Annotated in this window: 18 protein-coding genes; all 18 read left to right on the top strand. The window is 37.2% G+C overall.

Annotated features, from left to right (window positions below; all coding sequences use genetic code 11):
* Positions 1-7 precede the first annotated feature (7 nt).
* Positions 8-328, top strand: a complete 321-nt coding sequence (locus FFR60_RS19605) for a DUF5592 family protein (RefSeq protein WP_137665466.1) — start codon at positions 8-10, stop codon at positions 326-328.
* A gap of 19 nt (positions 329-347) precedes the next feature.
* Positions 348-2,846 carry a putative type IV secretion/conjugal transfer ATPase gene (locus FFR60_RS19600; protein WP_137665465.1) on the top strand — a complete coding sequence of 833 codons (2,499 nt, stop codon included), beginning with the start codon at positions 348-350 and terminating at the stop codon, positions 2,844-2,846.
* Positions 2,847-2,876: 30 nt separating this feature from the next.
* Complete coding sequence (locus tag FFR60_RS19595; RefSeq protein WP_137665464.1) at positions 2,877-3,737, top strand: hypothetical protein; 861 nt, start codon at positions 2,877-2,879, stop codon at positions 3,735-3,737.
* 102 nt (positions 3,738-3,839) lie between these two features.
* Complete coding sequence (locus tag FFR60_RS19590; RefSeq protein ID WP_137665463.1) at positions 3,840-4,670, top strand: hypothetical protein; 831 nt, start codon at positions 3,840-3,842, stop codon at positions 4,668-4,670.
* 233 nt (positions 4,671-4,903) lie between these two features.
* Positions 4,904-5,077, top strand: coding sequence for a hypothetical protein (locus FFR60_RS19585; protein WP_171004984.1), 174 nt, complete (start codon positions 4,904-4,906; stop codon positions 5,075-5,077).
* 46 nt (positions 5,078-5,123) lie between these two features.
* Positions 5,124-5,354: a hypothetical protein gene (locus FFR60_RS19580; protein WP_137665462.1), complete on the top strand. Its 231-nt coding sequence runs from the start codon at positions 5,124-5,126 to the stop codon at positions 5,352-5,354.
* Complete coding sequence (locus FFR60_RS19575) at positions 5,326-5,703, top strand: hypothetical protein (protein ID WP_137665461.1); 378 nt, start codon at positions 5,326-5,328, stop codon at positions 5,701-5,703. Before FFR60_RS19580 ends, FFR60_RS19575 begins: the two co-directional genes overlap by 29 nt.
* A complete protein-coding gene (gene mobP2, locus FFR60_RS19570) occupies positions 5,704-7,566 on the top strand; it encodes a MobP2 family relaxase (RefSeq protein WP_137665460.1) in 1,863 nt (620 codons plus the stop codon). It abuts the gene before it with no gap.
* A 137-nt stretch (positions 7,567-7,703) separates the two neighbouring features.
* The gene (locus FFR60_RS19565) at positions 7,704-9,305 is read left to right on the top strand and encodes an NlpC/P60 family protein (RefSeq protein ID WP_137665459.1); all 1,602 of its coding nucleotides are present in this window, start codon (positions 7,704-7,706) and stop codon (positions 9,303-9,305) included.
* A gap of 5 nt (positions 9,306-9,310) precedes the next feature.
* A complete protein-coding gene (locus FFR60_RS19560; RefSeq protein WP_137665458.1) occupies positions 9,311-9,922 on the top strand; it encodes a hypothetical protein in 612 nt (203 codons plus the stop codon).
* A gap of 14 nt (positions 9,923-9,936) precedes the next feature.
* Positions 9,937-10,206 (top strand): hypothetical protein, encoded by a 270-nt coding sequence (locus FFR60_RS19555; RefSeq protein WP_137665457.1) that lies wholly within the window; start codon positions 9,937-9,939, stop codon positions 10,204-10,206.
* A gap of 9 nt (positions 10,207-10,215) precedes the next feature.
* On the top strand, positions 10,216-10,575 hold the full coding sequence (locus FFR60_RS19550) for a thioredoxin domain-containing protein (protein ID WP_137665456.1): 360 nt from the start codon (positions 10,216-10,218) through the stop codon (positions 10,573-10,575).
* Between the two features lie 93 nt (positions 10,576-10,668).
* Positions 10,669-11,778, top strand: a complete 1,110-nt coding sequence (locus tag FFR60_RS19545) for a DUF3991 domain-containing protein (protein ID WP_137665455.1) — start codon at positions 10,669-10,671, stop codon at positions 11,776-11,778.
* Positions 11,779-11,871: 93 nt separating this feature from the next.
* A complete protein-coding gene (locus FFR60_RS19540; protein WP_137665454.1) occupies positions 11,872-12,462 on the top strand; it encodes a type IV toxin-antitoxin system AbiEi family antitoxin domain-containing protein in 591 nt (196 codons plus the stop codon).
* Complete coding sequence (locus FFR60_RS19535) at positions 12,462-13,349, top strand: nucleotidyl transferase AbiEii/AbiGii toxin family protein (protein ID WP_137665453.1); 888 nt, start codon at positions 12,462-12,464, stop codon at positions 13,347-13,349. The genes FFR60_RS19540 and FFR60_RS19535 overlap by 1 nt, the downstream gene beginning before the upstream one ends.
* Before the next feature lie 23 nt (positions 13,350-13,372).
* Complete coding sequence (gene ssb, locus FFR60_RS19530) at positions 13,373-13,834, top strand: single-stranded DNA-binding protein (RefSeq protein ID WP_137665452.1); 462 nt, start codon at positions 13,373-13,375, stop codon at positions 13,832-13,834.
* A gap of 90 nt (positions 13,835-13,924) precedes the next feature.
* Entirely contained in the window at positions 13,925-16,105 is a 2,181-nt protein-coding gene (locus tag FFR60_RS19525) for a hypothetical protein (protein ID WP_137665451.1), read from the top strand.
* Positions 16,106-16,186: 81 nt separating this feature from the next.
* The gene (locus FFR60_RS19515) at positions 16,187-24,208 is read left to right on the top strand and encodes a helicase-like domain-containing protein (RefSeq protein WP_249355045.1); all 8,022 of its coding nucleotides are present in this window, start codon (positions 16,187-16,189) and stop codon (positions 24,206-24,208) included.
* The last annotated feature ends 2 nt before the right edge of the window (positions 24,209-24,210 follow it).

The following is a 24,210-nucleotide window of genomic DNA, read 5'->3' as shown; positions in this document are numbered from 1 at the left end:
ATCAATCATGTTCACACGGCCAGACAGAATCTCAGATGATATTCGCTTTGGCGGGCTGTATACCTTCGGAGATTTATTTGTGTTGATTGCTGTAGTTGTATATGGCGTAGGTGTGCTTGGCGATATGGTATATCCACCGTTCAGATTGGCATACAGAGTTTACATTATCCTATTTACATTGTTCTGGATGCTTCCTTCACCACTAAAACCAAATCAAAAAAATATCATTACCTTGTTTGATATCGTCAAAAAAGATCGTACTAATTATGTGCCGGATGGGATTTATGAATCACAGGAAAGTGCGTTAGAAGAAGAATATGACTTGTAGATAAAGGAGAAGGTATCTATTGATTGTAGATGAAGCTATTCAGCAAAGTGTCGGCACGAAGAAAGAAAAGAAACCCAAAATAAAATACTCAATCTCGAACAGTGTTTTGAGCTTTATGAATCACACCGCGTTTATTGATGATTCATGTATAAAGACTCGTGATGGGTTCACAGATTATCTTCAGCTGGAAAACTATGCAGTAAGAAAGGAAACAGAAGAAAACCAACGACAAGCCCTTCAAGGGCTTGTCAATTTGTTTCGTGGAGTATCCTCAGATATAAAACTTATCTTTATGGGATACGCCGCTGACACGAGTAAACAGATTGAAAATATTCGAGTTAGATCAAAGAGGACTGACTTAAATGAGTACGCTGCTACACAGAAGGATCACAAAATTTGGGAACTAAAAAAAGCTCATAAATCTTTGTTAGAGGATATAGTATATATCCAGATTTTCGGGAAAGATATTGCAGCATTGGAAAGAGCACGTACAGAATTGATGAACGGTACGAATAAGTTTATCAATGTCACTGAGTTGCCGGTGAGAATTAAGAAAGGAATCATGTACCAGCTGTACAACTTAGGAGAACAACCACCTGAGTTTGATGATTCTCTTTCAGATGAAGAACTATTAAATAGAGCTGGTGAGGACAGGAAGTTTATGAGTGAGATCCAGCCTGAAGGCGGGATTTCTTCTAGTGACAATTGGTTCTCTAAAACAGGTCATGGCTATGTTGGCGTGTACCATTTGCACAGATTTTCGAAGAAGGAACGTTTTTATTGGGGTGAAGAAGTCTTTAGACAACCTGGTGTAATTACTACTGTTGATATATCTCATATGGAAATTGCTAAAACTAAAAGCTTAATCACAAAGGCAATCGGAGAAAATGATAGCAATGCTAAGAAAGGTGCCAATAGAGAAATTAAGATGGGTGCGACCATCGAAAAACATTTACTTGAAGACCTTTTAGAAGATATGCTAACGAACAATGAAAGTGTAAAAGAGGTAACTATTCGGTACTTTATTGCAGGAAAAGATAAAGAGACAGTCAATAAGATAGCAGAGAAGATCAATGATACTTTGGAGTTTAAAGGGTATAAAGCATCTTTCTATTTGGGCGAAGAGGATACTGAACTTCGCTCTATTTATTTGTCCCAAACAAAGCAAAAAGAAAAGAAAAAGCGAAAAGGGAAAGAACTAACTACAACAGATTTAGGAGCCAGCTATCCTTTAAATCACTCTCAGCTTATTGATCCTAAAGGATTGTATTTAGGATACACACCTACCAACGGCTTAGTCATTCTTGATATGACTCATAAAGATTCGCAGCGAATGTCATATAATTTTTCGATCATTGGTTTACCTGGTTCCGGTAAATCTTCGTTAGCGAAAAAGATAGGGAGTCATAATCACATTCTTGGAAACTATACTTACTATTTCATGGCCAATGGAGAAAATGATCTATTCATGCACAAGTATGGGGGATTGACTATAGACGCTTCTGGTAAAGATGGAACAGCGAACCCATTTCAAATTTTTGCGACAGTGGTTGATGAAGCAACAGGTACGATCGATGAAAGAGAAAGCTATAACGTTTCTATTAACAAGTTAAAAACTATTTACTCAACGATGGATGGTTCTAAAGATTCTGAGCTGCTTAAAGCGCTAGGAAAGCATTTTGATATTTTCTATAAAGAATGGTTCAAGAATAATAAAATGTCTTTCTCAAAAGCTACTCAGTATCCGGCAGAAAAGTATCCAATATTAGAAGATTTTTCAAAATACATTAGCAAATTATTGTATGACGAAAACGGATTGGTTCGAACTACTTTATCAAGTTTTGAAGCTAAACGACTAGATAAAATTGATTCGACAAACGCAACTATGATGCAAGATGATGCAATATTTAATCGTCATACTTCAATCGATGTAAGTTCTTACCGGTCAGTTTCATTCAATTTATTCAGCTTACTGAATAAAGGGAAAGAAATTTTTAATGCGCAGCTGTATAACCTTTTGTTTATGGTTTGGAACTTGAGTATGGTTCGCGGCATGCGAGAAAAGAATCAGTTTGACACAGGGGCGAAAACAATTGATGAAGTCATCCGGTCGTTCATCATATTTGATGAATTCCACAATATTACGCGTCAAGAGAACGACGAAGCAATTGATTTATTGGACCGTTACGAGCGTGAAGCTCGTAAGGCGTTTGGTGGATTAGGATTGATTACACATGACATTTCCGATCTATTCAACGAAGCTGCTTCAAACACATTTAAAGAGAAAGTATACAAGCTTTTAAAACTATGTACGTACACTTTCATCATGCAGCAAGACCCAGGCTCTATTGATGATTTGAGGAAAGCTTATAAGGAAACACTTAAAGATAGTGAACTTCGTCAGATACCGAGTTTGAAAATCGGACAAGCCATTCTATCCATAAAAGGAAAAGGGAATCTTCAAGTGAAAATTGACTTATCGAAAGAAGAGAAAAAGATTTTTACAGGTGGTCACTAAGAAATCAAAAATCATTGGGAGGCAATGTAATTGGACACATTATTAAAAATAGAATTAGTAATTTTGCTGCTCTTGATTATTATTTCCGTCGTACAGACTTTAGTAAATAAAGAGAGTAGAACCAATCTTATTAAAGACGTCAAGGCAGCTATAGAGACGTTGAAGGAAGGGGTATTAAAACCACTAAAATTGAACTCAAAAAGAAAAGAGTTTTGGATTTTACAGGGCTACACATTAACGAGATTCCTACATTTTTTAAATAAATCTATTTTACTTGTATTTCTATTTCCGATAATCATTTTCACAGTAGACTCTTCAAAAAGCACCTATGTATTTTTCGCTACTATGGTCACGATCGGGTTAGTTATTGATTTTTATAGACTATGCAAGAGGGCAATCAAAAGTAATTGGAGAGGTGCCGTTAAATCGGGAGTTAGTCTGATTACTTTACTTTGTGTAAAGATTTCATATGAAAAAATCTATGACCTTTTTAAATCGGCTGAACGATTACAATTAAGTGCAATTCCGAAAATTTATAATGCGAGTACGATCATTCTTTTTGGAATAGTTGCTTATGTTATTGCTGTGTTGTATTTCAGAAACAGAGTGATAGAAGAGGTGGAAAAGGATTTTGTAATCGATACAGAACAGCCTATTAGGATTGATTTCATGGATAAGCCAAAGTATGAGTTCAATAGATTTAAGAACTTAATTGTTGTTGATTCAATCAACATAAATTACGAAAAATTGGATGCTCCATTCCCTAGTGAAGTCGTGACAGTCAAGGCTTCATTGAGGTATGGATTATTTCGATTAACCTTCGTTAAAAATAAACCTAGGGTGATTCAAGGAAAAGGCTATGCAGGTGGATTGAATAGCATAAAACGATAAGTTGAATCTACTTCTGAGACTAAGAAGGAGAGGTGAAAAAAGATTAAATTCTTTAAACGAATTAAAGAGATATTTATTAATCATGCAGCTACTTCGTATCAATTGCTATTTCTATTAACTGTTGTGTTGGCGCTATTTTTTGCTGTTCCTTCTATTCTATTTGGAACTGAAAAGGACAATGCAGATACAGGAATCGGTGTTGAAAACAAAATTGATTTAGGATCATTGAAAGTCACTTTACTTAAACGTGGGTATAACGAACAACAACAGTATGCAGAGATATTTTTTAAAACTGATGGAACGTTGCCCGATGGTGGGGAGTTAAAAATGATAGCAAGTGAAGTAAAAACTGAACAATTAGTTGAGCACAAACTCATTCGATTATCTGACAATTATTACCTGATTCAAATTCCGAAATTACCTCCAAAATGGCTGACAGTAGTAATGGATATTGGTGTAGTTTCTCCCAAGAGTCCAACATTGGAAGTCAAGTCGATTGATGATTTGTTTGAGTCATTTGGTAAGAAGAATAAGGACTCTGATGAAAAAACAGTGCAAGGAGTTCTCTTTATGAATCGCAAGAAAGTGCCTACAGATATGAACGCAAAACCTGCGAATAAACAAAAATATTTCAGAGAATGCTTAAAACTTCAAATAGATGAATCCAAGAAATTAATAAAGGAAAATCTGGATTTGATTAGTAAGAGCGAGAAATTGATAAAGGGAATTGAAGCTGACATTAAAGAATTGGAAAAAGAAAAAGTATATCAGACTGAGAGTGAGATTCTTAAAACTGACAGTGAGATTGATCGAAAACAATCTAGCATTGAGAACTACAAGAGCAAAATTTTGAGTGCTGAAGAAAACAATGTTGAGCTAAAAGAGAAGATTACTAAGATTGAGAAACAAATATCTGATGGAGTGAAAGAATAAGGCGAATTGAATGCTACGTGTATCTCACCATTTCGGGTAAGCGGACTCACCAGAATGGTTATTCCCTCACCAATTCGGTGATAGACTCCCCAAAACGGTTAAACGATCTGTTTTTGGGTGCCCTGGAAAAAGCCCGACACTGTCGGGTCGGGGGCGGTTTGTGCCCCCCTTTTTGCCTTATGCTCTTGCACTACGTCATTGCAAATGACAATTCCTAACAAAAGGAGAATCTAATGGACATTAAATCTTTTTTCGCAATGATCGTCATCTTCATTTTAAGTGCCTGTGTTTTGATGATGATTTTATCATTGTCAGCAAATAAAGGTGCAGGCTTTAAGAAATATTTTGACATGTTGCGATCAGAAAGGAGTGAGCGCCGTGCCTCTCGTAAAAATAAAAAACGTTGATGAAGATGAATTAGCTCGCTTCGATCAATTTTGCAAAAGGAAAAGCTTGGATAGAACTAAAATGCTGAAAAAGTTCATAAAAAACTTTGGTGAGTTCGAAACAGTAATTGATAGTGAATTACGCATGAAGGCGATCATAGATGAAGTATTAGAACATTTAGATTTGAACACGCAAGCCTATCTATTAAACGCCAAACTAGGCATGATGCCGAGCCTTTATGAACTTGAGGAAGAAAGGACTGATAGTGATGAGTTCATTCACGATACGGCCGAATAATCAGACCGAACAAATCCTCGATGAGTTACTTGAGGAATACGGCGGCTCAAAAGTGTCGGTCGTCGATCTTTTAGCCGAAAAATATCTGCAAACAAAACAAGAAAATGCGCGACTGAGTGACGAGCTGGATGAAAGTAAAAAAATGCAAAAGGGAATGCTTAGGGAGATGGAAGAGAAGTTGGACGTTCTTTATGAACTGGAAAACACAAATCAAGTATGGCAAGTTTACAGTGAGTTTCATTCAACAAGTGAAACGAAGAGTCCAATTGTTAAAGCTGCAGAAAGTTACGTCGATCTCAAACGGAAAGAAAGAATTTTTCATCAGCTAGAGAAAAGAGTTGTCGACTAAATGAGTAGTCCTGGAATCATCATGACTGGTAAGTTTGCTAAACCAGGATCAGGCGCTTTTCAATCTTATATTGAATACATGGACAGAGAAGAAGCAATACGTAATGAAGCATATGATAGTTACTCTGCTTTCACATCGAATGATGGAACGTCTGCTATGTATGAAGGTGATAGTGAAGAAACATTGGATGGGTATATCAAGTATATGGCCAATCCGGTTAAGACTTCAAATTTGTTTTCATTGGAGACGAATAGTTTAGATCATGAGGACATTATGGAGTTAAAGGATCAGTTTATAACGGCTGCTGAAAATGGTAGTCCAATGTGGCAGGATGTTTTCTCATTTAGAAATGATTGGCTGGTTGATCATGGATTTTTAGACTCAGAAACTAACCAACTTGATGAACCGAAAATTCAAATGGCAACCCGGTTAGCAATGACAGCAATGTTAAAAAAAGAAGATATGACCCACTCAGCAATTTGGACAGCTTCAATTCATTACAACACTGATAATATTCATGTTCACATTGCAACAGTTGAACCAGATCCAACAAGAGAAATGCACACCTTTTTTGATAAACAATCTAATAAGGAAGTAACAGAAAGAAAAGGTTACCGATCAAGAGGGTCTATCCGATCAATGAAGTCGGCTTTCGCGAACCAGCTGCTAGGACTAGAGCAGGAACGGATACAAATTGATGAACTAAAGAAGAAAATGATCGAGGGGATGCGGTCAGAAGCCGGCAAAGGAACTATCTTACGGTATGGAGAATTGTTGAATACTATTTCCGAGAAGTTACCGCCACAGAAAGGCTATCAAAAATATGGATATGCAGAAAAATTCGGATTCAAAAAGCCGCTAGATCAAATGATCGAAATATTCCTTAAAGAGAATTACTCAGACCTCTTAGATGAGATCAAGGAACGGCAAAATAGAATTTCTTATGAGGAAGAATCTGCTTTCGGAGAAGGTAGAAATAGTTCTGAGAATAAGATGAAAACATTGTATACCCGATTAGGAAATTCAATACTGAGTCACATTAAAGAACTAGATATCCAACCAAAGAAAACTCAACATGCGAATTTTAATCAAGAAGAATTCGAGCAGCTTCAAGAAGAGTTTCGCGGAAAGAATAAATCTAGTGATCGTACAGCAAATGAACTGGCCAAGAAAAGAAAAGGTGATTCAATTCATAAGTATGAGGTTGCCGACTTTGAAGATGCTCTGAAATTGATTACGGACCATCCAAAAAGTAATCGCGGTCGTCCGAGTGACGAGGATATTAAAAATTATTATCAATCACTGCGTGAAAAGAAGTGGAAGCAAGTCAATCATAATGATGAAGAGTTAAAGCCGTCCATAGAATCAGTTAAAGCTGGAAAAGATGAGGACCGAGAGTCAGAAGAATTTGATCAAGCTTTCCGAAAAGTAGCTTCACATGGGAATAAGGAACTTAAAAACCGGCCGCCGACACAACAGGAGATAGCAAATTACTATGAATCATTGAGCAGTAAAGCAAATATAGCTCCACCACCGGAAGCTGATAGTTATGAGTTTCTTTTCATGGATCAAAGTGAATATGTTCAGAATGCTTTTAATGATGTGAAAAAATCATCAAAAGAGGAATTCAACAAAAACCATAAGCAGCAGTTCAATAGAACTAAAAAAAAGAAAGTGCCTAAAATGAGTGCTAAGGAAATTGAAAAAAAACAACAAGCTTGGCGTGATGAAGTTGAGCGTAGAAAACAGTTTTCGAAATTAAAACGGATCTTAAATGATTCGACGGAGCAATGGAAAAATGAACAGAAGTATCAACGTATGATTAATGAAATAGAATATTTAACTGAGTTACCTGGTCATTAGTTCAAAGAGAGTAGAAGCATCTGAAGAGATGCTTCTATTTTTTTCTGGAGGTGGATGGAATCAAAAAATTATTAAAAATATTAGTACCTATATTCGCTTCGATTATTTCTGTTCTTTCATTAGTCCTAATACTAATAATGGTAATCATTTCAATTATCACATCAACTGTTTCGGATGATGATTGCGAATATGGATTACCTAGTGGCAATATCACGGAACCAGTTGACACAGGAGCGGTACCAAGTTCAGTAGATGAGTTTGTTAAGCAACACAAAGATGCTTACATTTTAGCGTGGAAGGCTGGCGGCTTTTTACCATCCGCGAGTATTTCTCAAACAATGGTCGAAAATGGGTTCAATTTTACAAATCCAAGTGGTACTTCATTTTGGCAAGCTCATAACATGGGTGGTGTAAAAACATCAAAAAAGACAGACTTTCCTGTCACGATCGCCACGTTTGGTGAAGACTCAGTAGATATTACAGGTACCAAGCCTGGGACGAATGTTGGTGACAATACGGGCGGCCAATACACTTGGTTTAAAAGTTACAGTGCTGGTATCGTTGGTAAATCTGAGTTTATGGCTCACCAGACTTTATATACCGGTGCTATTAATAATACTGATGGCGCAGCTGCATTGACAGCAATATTTAACGGAGGATGGGCGACTGATCCAAGCTATCTGATGAAGCTCCAAAGTACTTACAGTACATTAGGGAAAAAATATCAATGGTTGGATCAAGAAGCGATAGCGCAGCATGGAACGTCGCCTTATAACAAAAACGATTTGCCTTCCGCTGGCGCTGGTAAAATCCCCGATAAGAACAATTCTAGCGATGAATTAGACTCGAATAAGCGAGGCAAAATAATTGAGTTAGCTCGATCAAGAATTGGAATTCCTTATGTTTGGGGTGGTAGGAATTGGGAAACTGGAATGGACTGCTCTGGTTTGACTTTACTCGTTTATAAACGTGTAGGAATTGAACTGCCGGCTACATCTGAAACGCAATCTAATGTAGTGAAGCAAATAAGTAAAGGAGAAGCGCAACGAGGGGATCTCGTTTTTTGGGGCGGTAGAGGAAGCTCACATCATGTTGCTATTTACGCAGGCAACAACAAAGTGATAGAAGAACCACAGCCGGGTCAAAATTGCCAAGAGATTGATCTATATGGTGATCATTGGTTTGGGAAAATTGAAGGCTTGGGTGAGGATTCTGATGATAGTTCTGGCGATTCTACGTGTGAAGTAGTACCGAATGCGGATACGTCTGATCAAGTTGTTGGTCAGAATTCAGCACCGACTTTGGAAGTTCCAGCTGAGTATAAAGGCAAACTGACTCTTCCTGCTCCAGACAACAATAACTACGCCGGTAACAATTATCCGTTTGGTCAATGTACCCACGGCGCATACAATCGGATGGCTCAAATTGGGAAACCTATTGAATGGTTTTCTGGCGATGGCGGAAATGGTGGATCATGGGGATCGTCAGCCAAAGCTCGTGGATATACAGTAATTAAAGGAAAACCAGAGGTTGGTTGGGCTGCAAGTTTTTACGGCGGATTGGCCGGATCAACACCACCATACGGCCATATTGCTGTTGTAGAATATGTCAATCCTGACGGAAGTATTTTGATTTCCGAAACTAATGTTGTGAACATTGGGAGCGGAACGCGCAGCTGGCGAGTAATAAACAAGGAAACAGTGTCACAAGTTGACTTTATTCAAGGAAAGGGGAGCTAAAATCAGTGAAAACTGAAAAGAAAAGTAAAACAGTCACTTACTTATTGACTACGATCGCTATTCTGTTAGCGTTAATTTTCTTTATCAACAGAAATTTCGGTCAGGGAAAACACATTGAGTCCTTACAAAAAGAGAACTTACAACTAAAAAACAGTGTGGTGCAAGCAAACGAGCAATATGATCAATTAACTGAACAGTATGAAACTTTGAATAAGGAAAAAAATGGATCAGCTAATAAAGATTTGCTAACAACAACGAGTGAATTATTCAAAGTCGTTTACAACTACAATAGTGAAAAGAAATCAGATAGTGTAGCAGCCAGAAAAGAGAAGTCAAAACAGTTTGCAAAGACTGAAGCACTAGACGTACTTTTCTCAAAAGATGCGGATGATCTAACACCATCTGTTTCAACTGTATCAAAGTTAGAGGGAGATCCTGAAGTCTATCGCATGTCTTCAGATGAAAAAGAACTAACTGCCTTAGTTCTAATAAATTATTCATTCTCTATTGCAGGTAGTGACAAAGTTGAAGGTAAGTTCATGTACAAGCTTGTCTTTGATCCAGTCCAAAAACAAGTGACCGAGATAAAGAATATCGGTGAAATTTCAATCCTATAAGGAGAGATGTAGAAATGATTTTAACCTTAGAGCAAGTCTTGAACGAATTAAAGTGGCTTAGTGAATCAGAGGAAAATATGCCGGCAATCGAAAAGCGATATGGAAGTTTGGATAATTCACGAAAAGCGAGAAGGAGGATGACAGATTTCATTGATAGTCACGGGTATTGTTACTCTTGCTATGAGAAGAAGAGAGGCGCTATAGATTTTGATGAAAATAATTTGGGATTGTGCCATTCGTGCTACATGGATTGGGAAAACGAGTATTTGTCGGATGGGAGGTGAACATGCTGCATGAGGAAAAATGGCATGCTGATTCTTATATTACTACTACTGCTGGTATCAGCATATATCGGAACCAATAGGGCGATGGACAATCAAAAAAATGATCGTAGTATAGTCACTCTTGATTCAAAGGAAGAGAGAAAAATTGTATTTTATCGGGATGATTGTCCAGATTGTGAAAAAATCTATTCCCAACTTTATTGGCACAATGTTCGCCGCAGAGACACGATATTTGTCAATTTGAATCAACAGCAGAATCGTCACTATATCCGAACATACCAGGTAAAAAGTGTTCCTACGATCGTCCACAAGAACTCACGATATGAAGGAACCAATCGCAACAGGGTCAAAGAAATACTAAATGAATAATTGATAGGAATTGCGATAGTTTAATGTCAATTGCTTGTACTAGGCACTCAGGATCATTTCTGAGTGTCTTTTTCTTTCAGAAGGAGGGTAAGAATGAGTAAGAAGTTCTATTCCAAAGAACAGACCGAAACCGCAAGGAATACCAACATATTGGAATATTTGATTTCAAAAGGAGAAACGTTTAAAAAGCAAGGATACTATTATCGGCACACGGAACACTCTAGTTGGGTATATGATGACAAAAAGAAAGTGATTCATTTTAATAAATCTACTAAGACTCCAACAACTAACAGCTGTGTTTCGGCAGCTATGGAAGTCTATGGTTATAACTTTCGAGAAGCTGTTGGTGATATTCTTGGCAGCGAAGCGGAAGTATTAACAGAAAAAGATTTTATCATCGAACCACATCAACCACTCAATTATAAGAAAGATATCAAGCATGCTAAATCATTCTTTCATGCCTATAATTATTTGGTCAATGAACGAGAAATTGATCCGGAAGTGGTCAACGCATTTAAAAAGAATCAATTGATTGGTGAAGATGTAAGAGAGAACATCATCTTCCGATACGTCAATCGAGAGACAAACAATGTGAATGATATTGTTGGTGTTGAATTGAGAGGTACAAAATTTATTGAGGAAGAGAAACGTTTGATCCCTGATCGAGCGTATTATCTATTCCAACATCCAGGTAATGATGAGAAAAGTATGTTTTATGCAGCACTTACTAATGTTGCACCAACTGGTGAAATGAAAGTATTTGAAGCAGGGATAGAAGTGATGAGTTACTTATCTCTTAATAAAGATAAATACTTAAAATCAATTCAAAAGAATAATACTGATTTTTGCTCGATGGGCGGACTGAAACATGTTGCTGTAGAAGAACATTTTAAAAAGGTCGTTGATAATAATCGCGAGATGGCCAAAGATCAAGAGAAAGCTGTTGTTCCTAAGATTACGCTATGTGTAAACAATGATGAAGCTGGCATTGAGTTTGTCGATCGATTCAAGGACTATATGAAAGAAAAAGGTTATTCGGATAACTTCATCAAAAGCAACATTACGACGGAGTTACCGGAATCAGAAATTTCTAAATCAGATAAGTTTGATTACAATGATTTGCTGAAGGAAAAGAATCGGATCAAACTCCTAGTTTCTCAAGAAATGCAAAAGCGGCAAGAAGAAACTGTAATTGAAAACTAGATCATTCAAAAAAGATTGAAAAGCCCTACAGTATAGTTTATACTGTCTTTAAAGAATAAAACCGTATAAATTATACATTAGGAGGTGACATTGATGAATGACAAAGTCTTAGCTTTATTTAGTAGCTATAACGGAACGATCAGTCAAAAACATGCACGAGAGATGGGGATTAATCCAACCACATTAAGACGATTGGTCGAAAAGAATGAGATTGAAAACCTGTATCCAGGAATTTATGTTTTAAAAGATACCATGCCGGATTATTTTTTCGCTGTACAGCAGAAATTTTCGAGGGGAATCTTTTCTCATGAAACTGCCTTGTTCTTGCATGGATTAACTGATTTGAATATCGGTGAGATGGATATGTCATTTCCTGATGGGTACAACCGAAAAGGTTTAGCACAAGATTATCCGGTTATTCCTCATACCGTTAAGAAGGAATATTATGAACTTGGCGTAGAGCGAGTTTTCACTCCATCAATGAATCGAGTAAATGTTTATAACATGGAAAGGACCATTTGTGATATTTGGATGAAACGATACAACGCTGACGTGGCCATTAGAAATGCTGCATTGAAAAATTATTTATTAAAAGAAGATAAAGATCTTAGATTGCTCCGAAAGTACATGAGAATTTTGCCTGTGAGAGAGGATCTTTACACTGCATTGGAGGTACTTTTGTAATGACACCAACCCAATTAAAAGCTTGGATTAATAATAAATCCAAAGAATCAAATATCCCTTCTGATCTGCTGATGCGGTCGTATATGATGGGAAAATTAGTTGAAAAAATATCTGAGTCTGATTACAAGGATAATTTCGTCGTCAAAGGGGGCTTTTTGCTAGGCTCTGTTTTTGGTATTGAAAACCGTACAACGATGGATCTTGATACTACAGTTCGAAAAATGAAAGTAACTGAAGGGAATTTGGATCAGACATTTAATGAAATCTTGGATGGGGTAACTGAAGAGGGAATTGAATTTTCTCTAAAAGATTTAAAGGAGATTCGTGATGCTGATTTCTATCCAGGGTTCCGTGCGAACTTACAAGCAAAGTTAGGAAAGATGAATGTTGATCTAAAGGTAGATGTTACGACAGGTGACGTAATCTATCCGGAAGCAATAGAGTATGATCACAAGTTAATGTTTGAGGATAAATCTGTAGAAATTATGGCGTATCCTTTAGAACAAGTTTTGGCAGAGAAGCTTCATGCAACAATCTATCTTGAAGAGACGAATACTAGGGCCCGTGATTTCTACGACATATACATGCTAAATGCAACTGATCAAGTTGATGTGGGCGTATTGGCAGAAACAATGGACAAAACATTTAAAGCGCGAGGTATGATGGACCCTTTATCCGACTATATTGAAGAGACAGTCCCTATTTTAGAGACGAGTGATCGGTTGAGATCCATTTGGAATAATTACAGCAAATCTAAACGTAATCCTTATGCTGAGAGTTTAGAATTTGATGATGTAATAGGAATGACAAGCGATTTGCTAAACAAAGTAAAAGATTATGAGAATGGTATGGAAGCCGAAGAGGAATTTCAATTCGGAGATGATTGAGGTAGGAAGGAAGGTGGAAATTTGTGATAAATAATGTGGTATTAATTGGTCGATTAACAAAAGACCCTGATATGCGCTATACGCCGAACGGAACCGCGGTTGCTACATTTACACTAGCAGTAAATCGGAACTTCACAAATCAGGCAGGGAATAGGGAAGCAGACTTTATCAATTGTGTGATTTGGCGGAAATCAGCGGAGTCTTTAGCCAATTATGCGCGTAAGGGAACTCTTTTAGGAGTGACTGGCCGTATCCAAACAAGAAACTATGAAAATCAGCAAGGTCAACGAGTTTATGTAACAGAGGTAGTCGCTGAAAACTATCAATTATTGGAATCACGAGAAGTAAGTGAGCGGCGACAGAATGGTTCTCAGGGAGATCCTTCAAGTAATTATCAAAGAAACAATATACCGAATGAAGAGCCGCCGGAGAACAAATTCGATCCTGGTAAAATCGATATTTCAGATGATGACTTGCCGTTTTAAAAACTGAATAGAGAGGGAATAACCTTTTCTGTTATGGAAGGTATTCCCTCTTGCCTTCCATAACAAATAAATTATTGGGAGGCAATATAAATGAAATATGCAGAAACGATTGAACGCTTGGAGGAACAGTTCAAGCAAGAAAACGAGAGAAAAATGGCTATAAGTGAACAAATGGAAGAGCATAGAAATAAAGGCTTCTTCTACCGAGTAACGCACTGGAGAGAGTACCGTGGATTAAGAAGATCGTTTAATGAAGTTGATAAATTGGGAGATGCTCTTAGTTTGGATTTGGATCATTATCGTGAGTTAAAGTATGAGAATCAGGTTAACACAGCTAACGATTTTGGAAACCAAGTTTTCGAAGAAATAAAACAGTATGCAGCAGAACAAGGGCTGTACCTAGCTAAAGATGTCGAATTAAGTGTAAGTTCAGAAGATGCAGTTGAAGAGAATCCCAAAATGACGGATTACAACTGGATAATCAAGCATGGTGACACTCACACAGATGTATTAACAGTTAGTTCAGTTGAGGAATTAAGGGAAAAAATAGAGTCTTATGGGGATATGATTCCTTTTTCTCCAGAGGAACAAGAACAAATAGTTCGTGAAATTGAATCAAAAGTTGGACTTTTTGAAGATGAGCGTGTGTCTTTGCAAAATAGCGATCAAGGAGTGCAAGTAGTAATTAGTGATAATGATCAGTTTGGAAATGGCAGCAATTTATTGGACAAAAAAATATCATATGAAGAATTGTCTGAACGTATTCAAATTGATGGTAAAGAAAATACAGATCCGTATAAGAAAATATCGTTGAATTTGGATTTGGAGTTGGAAGTACAGACTAGGAAAAATATTGATGCCGCCGAACAGCATTTTGCAGAAAAGGGTCTTTATCCTTCAAATAGGATTGGAGTGATGCCACCTGGACCAATGGGCAGTGGGATTACTCTGTTCGTAGAAGCGGATGCGTATGTAGCCGAAGATGATTCTTTTACAAAAATTCCTACAAAGGACCAAATAGTTGGATTTGTTGAAGAAAATCATCTTCTAACAAGAATCAGTCCAGAGGAACAAAAAGCTTTACTTGAGGAATTAAATAAGATCACATACGAATCTGATGAAAATGTTCATTCATATAGCACTTTTGTAGGAGATTTAGAAGAGCACGAGGGCGTTCCATACTTTCGTGTCTTTGATGATACAGACAAGGTTTTTGATTATTTAACGTATGATGCTGAAACAGATAATTGGGTTGGGGATAAGAATGATTTCAAAATTAAAAATCCTGTACCATCAATTAAAGAGAAGTATCAAGATTCACCATTAGAAAAAGCACAATCTGTTCATGAAAAACAACTTCATGAGGAACAACAGGATGATCCCACAACAGAATTTTCTAAGGTACTGAGTAACATGACTATGCAAGAACTTGAACTCATGAATCTGATTGATAGTGAAAAAAATGAAAGCATTGATAATCACTTTGCTGATTTTGGCAATTCTCAATATGAAGCAGAAAAGGCTTTAAATAAGTATGTTACACAATTGGGGAATGATGAACTTTATACGAAGGTAAAAACTCTCTACGAGAATCATGTTCATGGGTATATTGATACACCACCAAAAGAAAAAGTTGATTTGAAGGCTGCAGGATCTATGATTTCAGAAAGCTTAAATGAAAAGAAAGAACAATTTTTTGGAACAAGTAAAAATCAGACAGTGTTAGAGGGTGATCCAGAATTGTTGGGGTACCGATGGGGCTTAACATATGATAAAGGCAATCATGTCAGTAAGCCAACACTACAAGATTTTGCAAGAGAAATTGATTATTATCAAATGGGGAAACATCCTGAGGGGAAACCGATGGAAGTGAATTTTCATCTTTGGACCTTCACTGAACAAGTAGATGAATTTGGTCAGTCGAAGAAAATTAGTCCAGAAGGAGTTGTCAATATTGTAAACGAAGTAATGCTCAATGAGCAAAGCCAAGAACAAGTTGAAGGATTACCTGAAGGCTGGAGATGGAGAACCTACTCAGACGGCAGTGGATCTATGTTAACTCCTGAAGGAGATCATTATTTTTCCTTTAAGCAAGATAATGATGGCGTGGTCTACAGTAATCCAACGACAGGAGAAAAAGAATTTATGGCAGATATTGATGATTTCAAAGGGAATTCAAAAAAATGGATTGAGGAAAGTTTGATAAGACCTTCAAAGAGTGAAGAATCAAATTATGTACCATTGGACACTGAAGCAGAATTAGAAATATAAAGAATTTAATAGAAAAGGGTACGTCTTTTCTGCGGGGGCGTACCGCCCCTGCGGAAATATATGATTGAAGGGGGAATTAGTTTGGCCATAGTTGATTTAAACCAAATATACAACGATGGAATAAATAAGTTGACCAATGATATTACCAGATGGAAGGATTTCTTGACATTTTCTAGTCAGCTTCATAAGTACAGTTTTTTGGAAAAGGTGCAAATCTTTGAGCAGTATCCAACGGCAACATATTTGGCAAGCTTTGATCAATGGAAACTGATTGATCGCGCTGTTACAAGAAATCAAAGAGGTATTGCTATCACCAAGCTTCACGAGGATGGGGTCAAAAGAGAATTCTTATTCGATCTATCTCAGACTTATGGAAAAGACTTTGTTGAACCAAATTTTGATTTATCCAAACGCGAAAAGCATGAAGTTATCTCTATGTTCTATCATGATACTTTCGGAGAAGAGGAAGAACTAGTACCTTTTGCTTTCGAGGAAATTATTTCTAAAGGTGTTACTAGTTTTATTCAAAGAGATCCAAGCGGAATCGTTAAAGAAAACCAAATATTTATTGAGAACAGCATTCTTTTCTCTCTAAGTAGTAGGGTGAAATGGCTGAGTGAATACTCAACATTCTTAGATGATTTAGATTATTCGTTCAGTGCTGCAGAAATTGACTTGATTGGTAAAGTAACTAGTGAAGTAACAAAGCACGCGTTAATTAGGGTAACTAAACTGAAAGAGATTGTACAGAATCAAGAAATTAAGGAGGAAAAGAAAAATGAACGAGGAAACTATGAGACAAGAGGGAATAGTAATTCCAGAAGTGAAAATAAGCATCAATCCGGAACACGAAGATCCGTTGATGAGCTACGGGAAAACGGCGATGGATTATCTACAAGAACACAATCAGATGCTCGTTCAAACAATGATGGGCGACGGAACTCTGATGACTTATCTACACAAAAAAGAGGATTGGGCAATGAATCAGGAAATAACGATTTATCGGGAAATGAAAAAGAACAATCCACTTCCGGAAACAACAAACGTACAGCTGGTAGAAAAACACAATCAAATGCTACTATCTCAGGCAAAAGAGATAGTAACCGACCAGTTGATCAAGAGTCTACCAACAAATCCGATGGATCTACAGAGCGATCCTTTCAACAACTAGATGGGAATTTACCATACAATAATAATTTTTCATTTAGGTGGTATGGTTCAGAAAAGCCGTTGCTCAATTTAACAAATGATTTCAAAAGAATAAGCAAGGACTATCCTGAAGTCTTGGGTCATAGTGACGTCTATGAAATTGTTGAAGTTCCATCTATGAGAAAACAGATTGCTATTAAATCTGGAAGGATCGAAACACCAAATATCGAAACTCTGTATCAAAAATTTAAACTTCTTTCAGAAGGAAAATCAGATCGTGTTTTCGAGAAGGAGTTGTACGAAGCAACAAAAAAAGTTCCAATAAGCACTCGCGGTCGAACGATGCATGACGAAGATGTACAATGGTACCAAAGTTATTTGAAATATCTAAACGGTACTACTTTTTTTGATGGAGACTATGATCTCATTATGACTCCATCAACTGCAAACCCATATCTATCTGTTGGAGTGGCCATCATTACAGAAGATCACACGGCGATTCTTCAGATGAAAAACGAATTCCATAAAAATGAGTATTCTCTGTGGTTCAATGAAAAGCAAGATTCAACTGATGATAATCAAGGCCTAATAAATATTAGCCATTGGATGATTACGGAACAGCAAGAACAAGAATCACTTTTTGAATTTGATGAGCTAAGGCGCATAACAGTAAGAAATGTTGACGAGTTCAAAAAGATGGTAGAGACTTTGGACGGCGAAGTTACAGAGTTTTCATTGTATCTTGAATACGAACTTTTGAGAAGAAGTAAGGATCAGATGGCTCATAAACCTGGTGTGCTACTAAATGATTATGAACTAAAAATTATGAATGAACATCTTAAAAACTTAAACCCATTTGATAATGAGGGACAACGTAATGATATCTCGCTAGAAGGAGATCCTTATGTTGTTCCTCTTTTTTCTGGAGAGTGGAAAGACTTTGAAGAGGGGGAGGGGCCGGTTGAAGACGACGGCGCTATGTATTTAGATACTGATCAAGGTGTAAAACCTGGTCAGATCGAAGTTCGAGACGTGGGCGTTGGCCGGAAGATGTATCGCTATGTGAATATCAGCGGAAATTCTATTGGAGAAAGCATTACTCCAGACGAAGAAACTGCTGAGATACAAGTACCACCTGTAGAAAATCCTGATGATGAAACTCGGATCGATCATTCATGGAATATTTTAGAAGATGATGAATATCTTAGAGTGATTAATGGCCAGTATTACCTTTATGTCGATAATGGGTCATACTGCATTGAAGTTGAATCAAATCAAGCAGCAGCTGCTTATTCATTGTACAGGGATACGGAGCCAAGAAAAGTCGATAAGTATGAAGAATATGGAGAATGGCAGAAGTTAGATGAAAGTACCGCCAGGTTGAAGCATACGAATGATCCTTCTTATCAACAAAGGTTCATAGGCGTATTTGATCATACAATCAATCAATTATTAGTAGAAACTGCGGCTATCAAAATCAAGGGGAATCAGCTCTTTTGGCGGCCAGAAAACAATCAACCAGACAGATATAAAGTTAAGGAAAATCAACTTGTCCACTCTCAAGGTAGTGCGGAAGTTATCCCTCGGAAAAAATTAGGGTTTGATAAATTTTATATTTATTACGCTGGTCAATCTTCATTAGAAGTATTTATCAAAAATGGGATTCATGTGATGTCTATTAACAACACTGAAGAGGATGAGAGAGCTAAATTTCTAAATGGTGATCCAGCAGCCAATCTGAAAGATGCGGAACTTTATTTACTTGATGATAAAGTTCAGTTGTATGGCAAATTAGATGGCGACTGGTCATATTCAGAAGTAATCAAGATCATTGAAAAAAATGTAGAAGAGATCATTGAGCGAAAGGTGTCATATAAGAGTTTGTTTGGTCTTCCGATAGTTGACCGGCCAGAATCAGAAAAAAAGCTCGATGGCGATAGTGAAATTTTTGGTGTAGAACAATCCTTATTTGATTTTGATGAAGCTGATTCAGTTTCCAAGACTCCAGATATAAAGAATCCTAGCCAAGAAAGAATAAGTAATCCAGAATTGGTTGTCAAAAAGGACAAGGATACAAAAAGTGGAGAGAACTACTTTCCCGAAAGTTTTACTTCTTATGAACCAGGTAAGCGACAAAAAGCAAAAGATAATCTAGCAGCACTGAAATTGTTGAACGAACTAAGTATATCTAAAAGAACGATAACCGATTTAGATCAAGAGATACTTGCTAAGTATTCAGGTTGGGGCGGTATTCCAGAAATCTTTGAAGAAAAAAACCCTTCATGGAGCAAGGAGCACGCTGAGTTAAAAACACTACTGTCGGAAAAAGAATTCAGTCAGATCCGCTCAACCGTTCTGACGGCTTTTTATACAGATCCAAAAATGATTGAAACGATGTATAAGGCGGTACTGAGGATAGGGGATTTTTCTAAAGGGAATATTTTAGATCCAGCAATGGGTACAGGAAACTTTTACCAGGCATTACCGAAAAAATTGCAAGCGGCCAATTTGAAAGGTATTGAAATTGATCCAAGGTCTTTTCAAATTGCAAAGGCTTTATATCCTGATGCTGAACTTCATTGCAAAGGATTTGAAGAGGTAAATTTGAATGAAAAAATGGACCTAATCATTGGTAATTTTCCATTCAACAATATTAAAGTCCTTGACAAAAAATATGATAAATACTCGTTTGTAGTACACGACTACTTCATGGCGAAATCTATTGATTCACTCGAACTAAATGGCGTTCTAATGTTTATCACTTCTACCGGCACTATGGATAAAAAAGATAGTAGGGCTCGAGAGTATCTAGCTAAAAGAGCGAGGTTAGTTGGCGGAGTGAGACTTCCTAAGACAGCATTTAAGCAATCAGCTGGAACTGAGGTTATTTCTGATATTCTTATTTTTCAGAAAAAAACTTATGTCGAAATGGTTGATGATGAGCCTGATCCAAGTTGGCTAAATTCTGTAGAACATCCAGATCACGAAGGTTTGATAATTAATCAGTATTTTTTAGATCATCCTGACCATATCTTGGGATCGATTCAAACTAAAAATTTCCATGGAACCACGATCGACGTTTTTCCAAATGAATCAAGTGAGCTTACCGATCAACTACAAGACGTGTTCGATAAGATTCTATCAACTACAGCTGTTAAAGAGATCAAGGTCAAGCCTAAAGCGAAAGTTGAAAAATCTATTGAGGAAATCGAGATCGATGTTCCGGAAGATGTAGATAAATACTCCTTTTTCATGATTGATGATCGTGTTTTTTACCATACTATTGATGGGAAATATGAAGAGTTTAAAGCGAAATCTATTAAAGAGAAGGTAAAATACATGCTGCCGGTTAAAGCAGCTGTTCATGATTTGTTGGAATTGCAAAAGTATCCATACGCTGAAAACGAACTAGAAGCTCATTTAAAGACTCTGAATAATGCCTATGACACATTTGTACGCAAGTGTGGTCATTTCAATGATACGAGCAATATGAGGGCATTGAGAGAAGATTTGAAATTTCCATTACTCTTATCTTTAGAGAAAGAAACAGATGAAGGATATCAGAAGCAACCGATATTCTATCAAGCAACAGTTAGACCTATTGATACAGTGGTTGAAGCTTCCAATGCTAAAGATGCTCTAAGGTATTCAATGACTCGGAAAAGAAGGGTCGATTTTTCTTATATCAACGAGATATATCCTGGTCATACAGAAAAAGAAGTTATTGAAGAACTAGATGGGGTTATATTCATTAATCCGAAATATACCCATGATCTGAGTAAAGGACCTTATGACTATCTGGATGCGTGGGAAATTAGTGAAGAATACTTAACCGGTAATGTAAAAAGTAAGCTTGAGTATGCCAGAATAGCAAGAAAGCGTGCAGAACATGCCGACTTGATTGAGTATTTAGATAAAAATATCGCTGCACTTGAGGAAGCACAACCAGAGCCGTTGTTAGCAGGAGATATCAAATTTCAGCTTGGAAGCCCATGGGTTCCTGTTGAAGTGTATAACGAATTTATGTATACCTTGTTTGAAACGCCAGCCTATAATCGCGCTAGTAATCGTACGAATGACTATGCAACCAAGATTGACTTTCTACCACACAATGCAACTTGGAAGATAGCTAGAAAAGCACAAAGTAGCGGCGGTGTATTATCTAATCAAAAGTACGGTACCGATAGAATAAATGGCTATCAAATTTTAGAAGCTACACTTAATCTTCAACAGGTAACGGTCAAAGATCCGGTAGAAGATGAAGAAGGAAAAACGAGATATGTAATCAATCCTGAAGAAACGATGATTGCCAAAGGAAAACAGGCAGATATTGAGAATGAATTCCAAAAATGGTTATTTAGTAAACCCGAACGAACTAAAAAGTTGGTTGACATATACAATGATCAATTCAATGTAGTCGTTCCACGAACCTATCGTGGCGATGATTTTTTCTTTGATGGAATGAATATTGATATGGAATTGCGCCAACACCAAAAAGATGTTGTAGCTCGAATCGTTTTTGATGGTAGAGCACTGATGGCCCATGAAGTTGGGGCAGGGAAAACCGCTGCAATGGCGGCGGCCGGCATGTATCTAAAAAGAAACAACCTGATACACAAAGCGCTGTACGTGGTTCCGAATCATTTGACTGAAGCCTGGGGGAAGGAAATTCTAACGTTTTATCCCTCGGCAAACATTCTTATTACCACCAAAAAGGATTTTGAAAAGAAAAATCGCCAGGAGTTTGTATCAAAGATTGCAACAGGAGACTACGATGCCATTGTTATTGGCCAAAGCCAATTTGAGAGAATACCATTGAGCAAGGAGCGACAGCAGCAAGTAATCGAGGTTCAAATAGATGAAGTAACGAGGATCGTCCATGATTTGAAAGAGGCAAATTCTGAAAACTGGACAATCAAACAGATGGAACGCTTTCAGGCTAATTTAGAAGGGACACTGAAGCGGCTAGACAAAGAGGAAAAACGCGATGAAGTGATTACCTTTGAAGATCTAGGAGTGGACTTTCTCTTTGTGGATGAGGCGCATATCTATAAAAACCTATTTACCTATACAAAAATGCAAAATGTCGCTGGTGTAGGCACTTCTAGAAGTCAACGAGCTAGTGACATGCTCGGAAAAGTTCGGTATATCCAAGAAGAACATAATGGCAAAAATGTTGTATTTGCTACAGGGACACCGATTAGTAACTCAATGAGTGAAATGTATGTGATGCAGTATTTCTTACAGCCTGAAACATTGAAAGAAAGAAGGCTAACATCATTTGATGCATGGGCGGCTACTTTTGGTCAAGTCACTTCTTCTTTGGAAATTACACCTGAAGGAGCGGGTTACAGGATACGCAATCGTTTCTCTAAATTCCATAACCTTCCTGAATTAATGAAGATGTTCTATGAAGTTGCAGATATACAAACTGCTGATATGTTAGAGCTGCCAGTGCCAGCACTTGAAAATGGTAAAGTCGAAACAGTGATCACTAAGAGAACTTCTTTCCAAAAAGAAAAGATGAATGAATTCGTAACTAGGTCGGAGGCAATCAGAAATGGGCTTGTTGATCCACGAAATGATAATATGCTCAAACTAACGAATGAAGCCAAATTGATGGCTATTGATAGTAGATTACTCGACGAAAGTTTACCAAGAGATCCGGAATCAAAACTATCCGTTTGTGCTGAAAAAACATTCAATATTTGGGAAAAAACAAAGGATAACCGATCTACTCAAATCATTTTTAGTGATAGTGGAACTCCCAAGTCGAAAAAATTTAATGTATATGATGAAATCAAAGATCAACTGACAGAAAAAGGAATCCCGGCTGAAGAGATTGCGTTTATACACGACGCAAAAACGGATGCACAACGAGACACGATGTTTGAGCGAGTAAGAAATGGTGATATACGTATTATTTTAGGTAGTACTTCTAAGCTAGGAACAGGAACAAATATTCAGAATAAACTAATTCATGCACACCATATCGATTGTCCATGGAAACCATCTGACCTAACTCAAAGAGAGGGTCGTATACTCCGACAAGGAAATGAGAATCCGATTGTTGGGATAACAAGGTATGTCACCAAAGGAACTTTTGATTCATATCTGTGGCAGATTCAAGAACAGAAGTTGACGTACATTTCTCAAGTTATGAATGGCAACAATATTAATAGATCCATGGATGATTTGGATGATACTGTTCTGACGGCTGCTGAAGTAAAAGCTGTTGCAACAGACAATCCTCTTTTAGCTAAAAAAATGTCTGTCGATAATGACGTATCACGCTTAAAGATCATTAAGAGTCAATTCGAAAATTCTCGTGACAGAATGGATCGAAATGTTAGAGAAATATATCCCGAAAAAATAGCTCACTATGAAGCAAATCTGAAGAATTATCAGGAAGATTTATCGATAGTAATCGCGAATAAAACTGATGATTTTAAAGTGGAAATCCGGGGAAAGGAATACCATGATCGTACTCAAGCATTCGAAGAGATGAATGATTTGATGATTCTTGAGGATGATGGTAAAAGTAGCAAAATTATAAGTATTGGCTCTTACAGAGGTTTAGAGGTACAAATTCAATGTTCTCCCTATGCAGATGCTCATTTAGTTTTGAAAGGTCAGAAAGAGTATCGCACAACATTTAATCCTAATGCAGGATCAGGGAATATCATTCGTCTGCAGAACCTTCCTAACCATATTAGTTCATTAGAGAAAGAAGCTAGGGAGATCATTGAGGATACAAACACCCAACTTGAAATTGCTAAGAGAGAGGTTGAACAAACTTTTCCAAAGCAAGAGGAATTGGACCAGCTGTTGAAAGAGCAACAAGAATTGAATAGCGAGATCGAGTTGGAAACTATGAAAAAAGAATCTGGTGCAGATTCAAAAAAAGAAACTGAAGCATCTGATGAAGTAAATGAGGAAGAAATGGGAATGTAATC

The sequence above is a fragment of the Enterococcus hulanensis genome (assembly GCF_005405485.1).
Classification (GTDB): domain Bacteria; phylum Bacillota; class Bacilli; order Lactobacillales; family Enterococcaceae; genus Enterococcus_A; species Enterococcus_A hulanensis.
The sequence above is the reverse complement of the archived record's forward strand: the minus strand, read 5'-3'. Positions and strand labels throughout refer to the sequence as shown.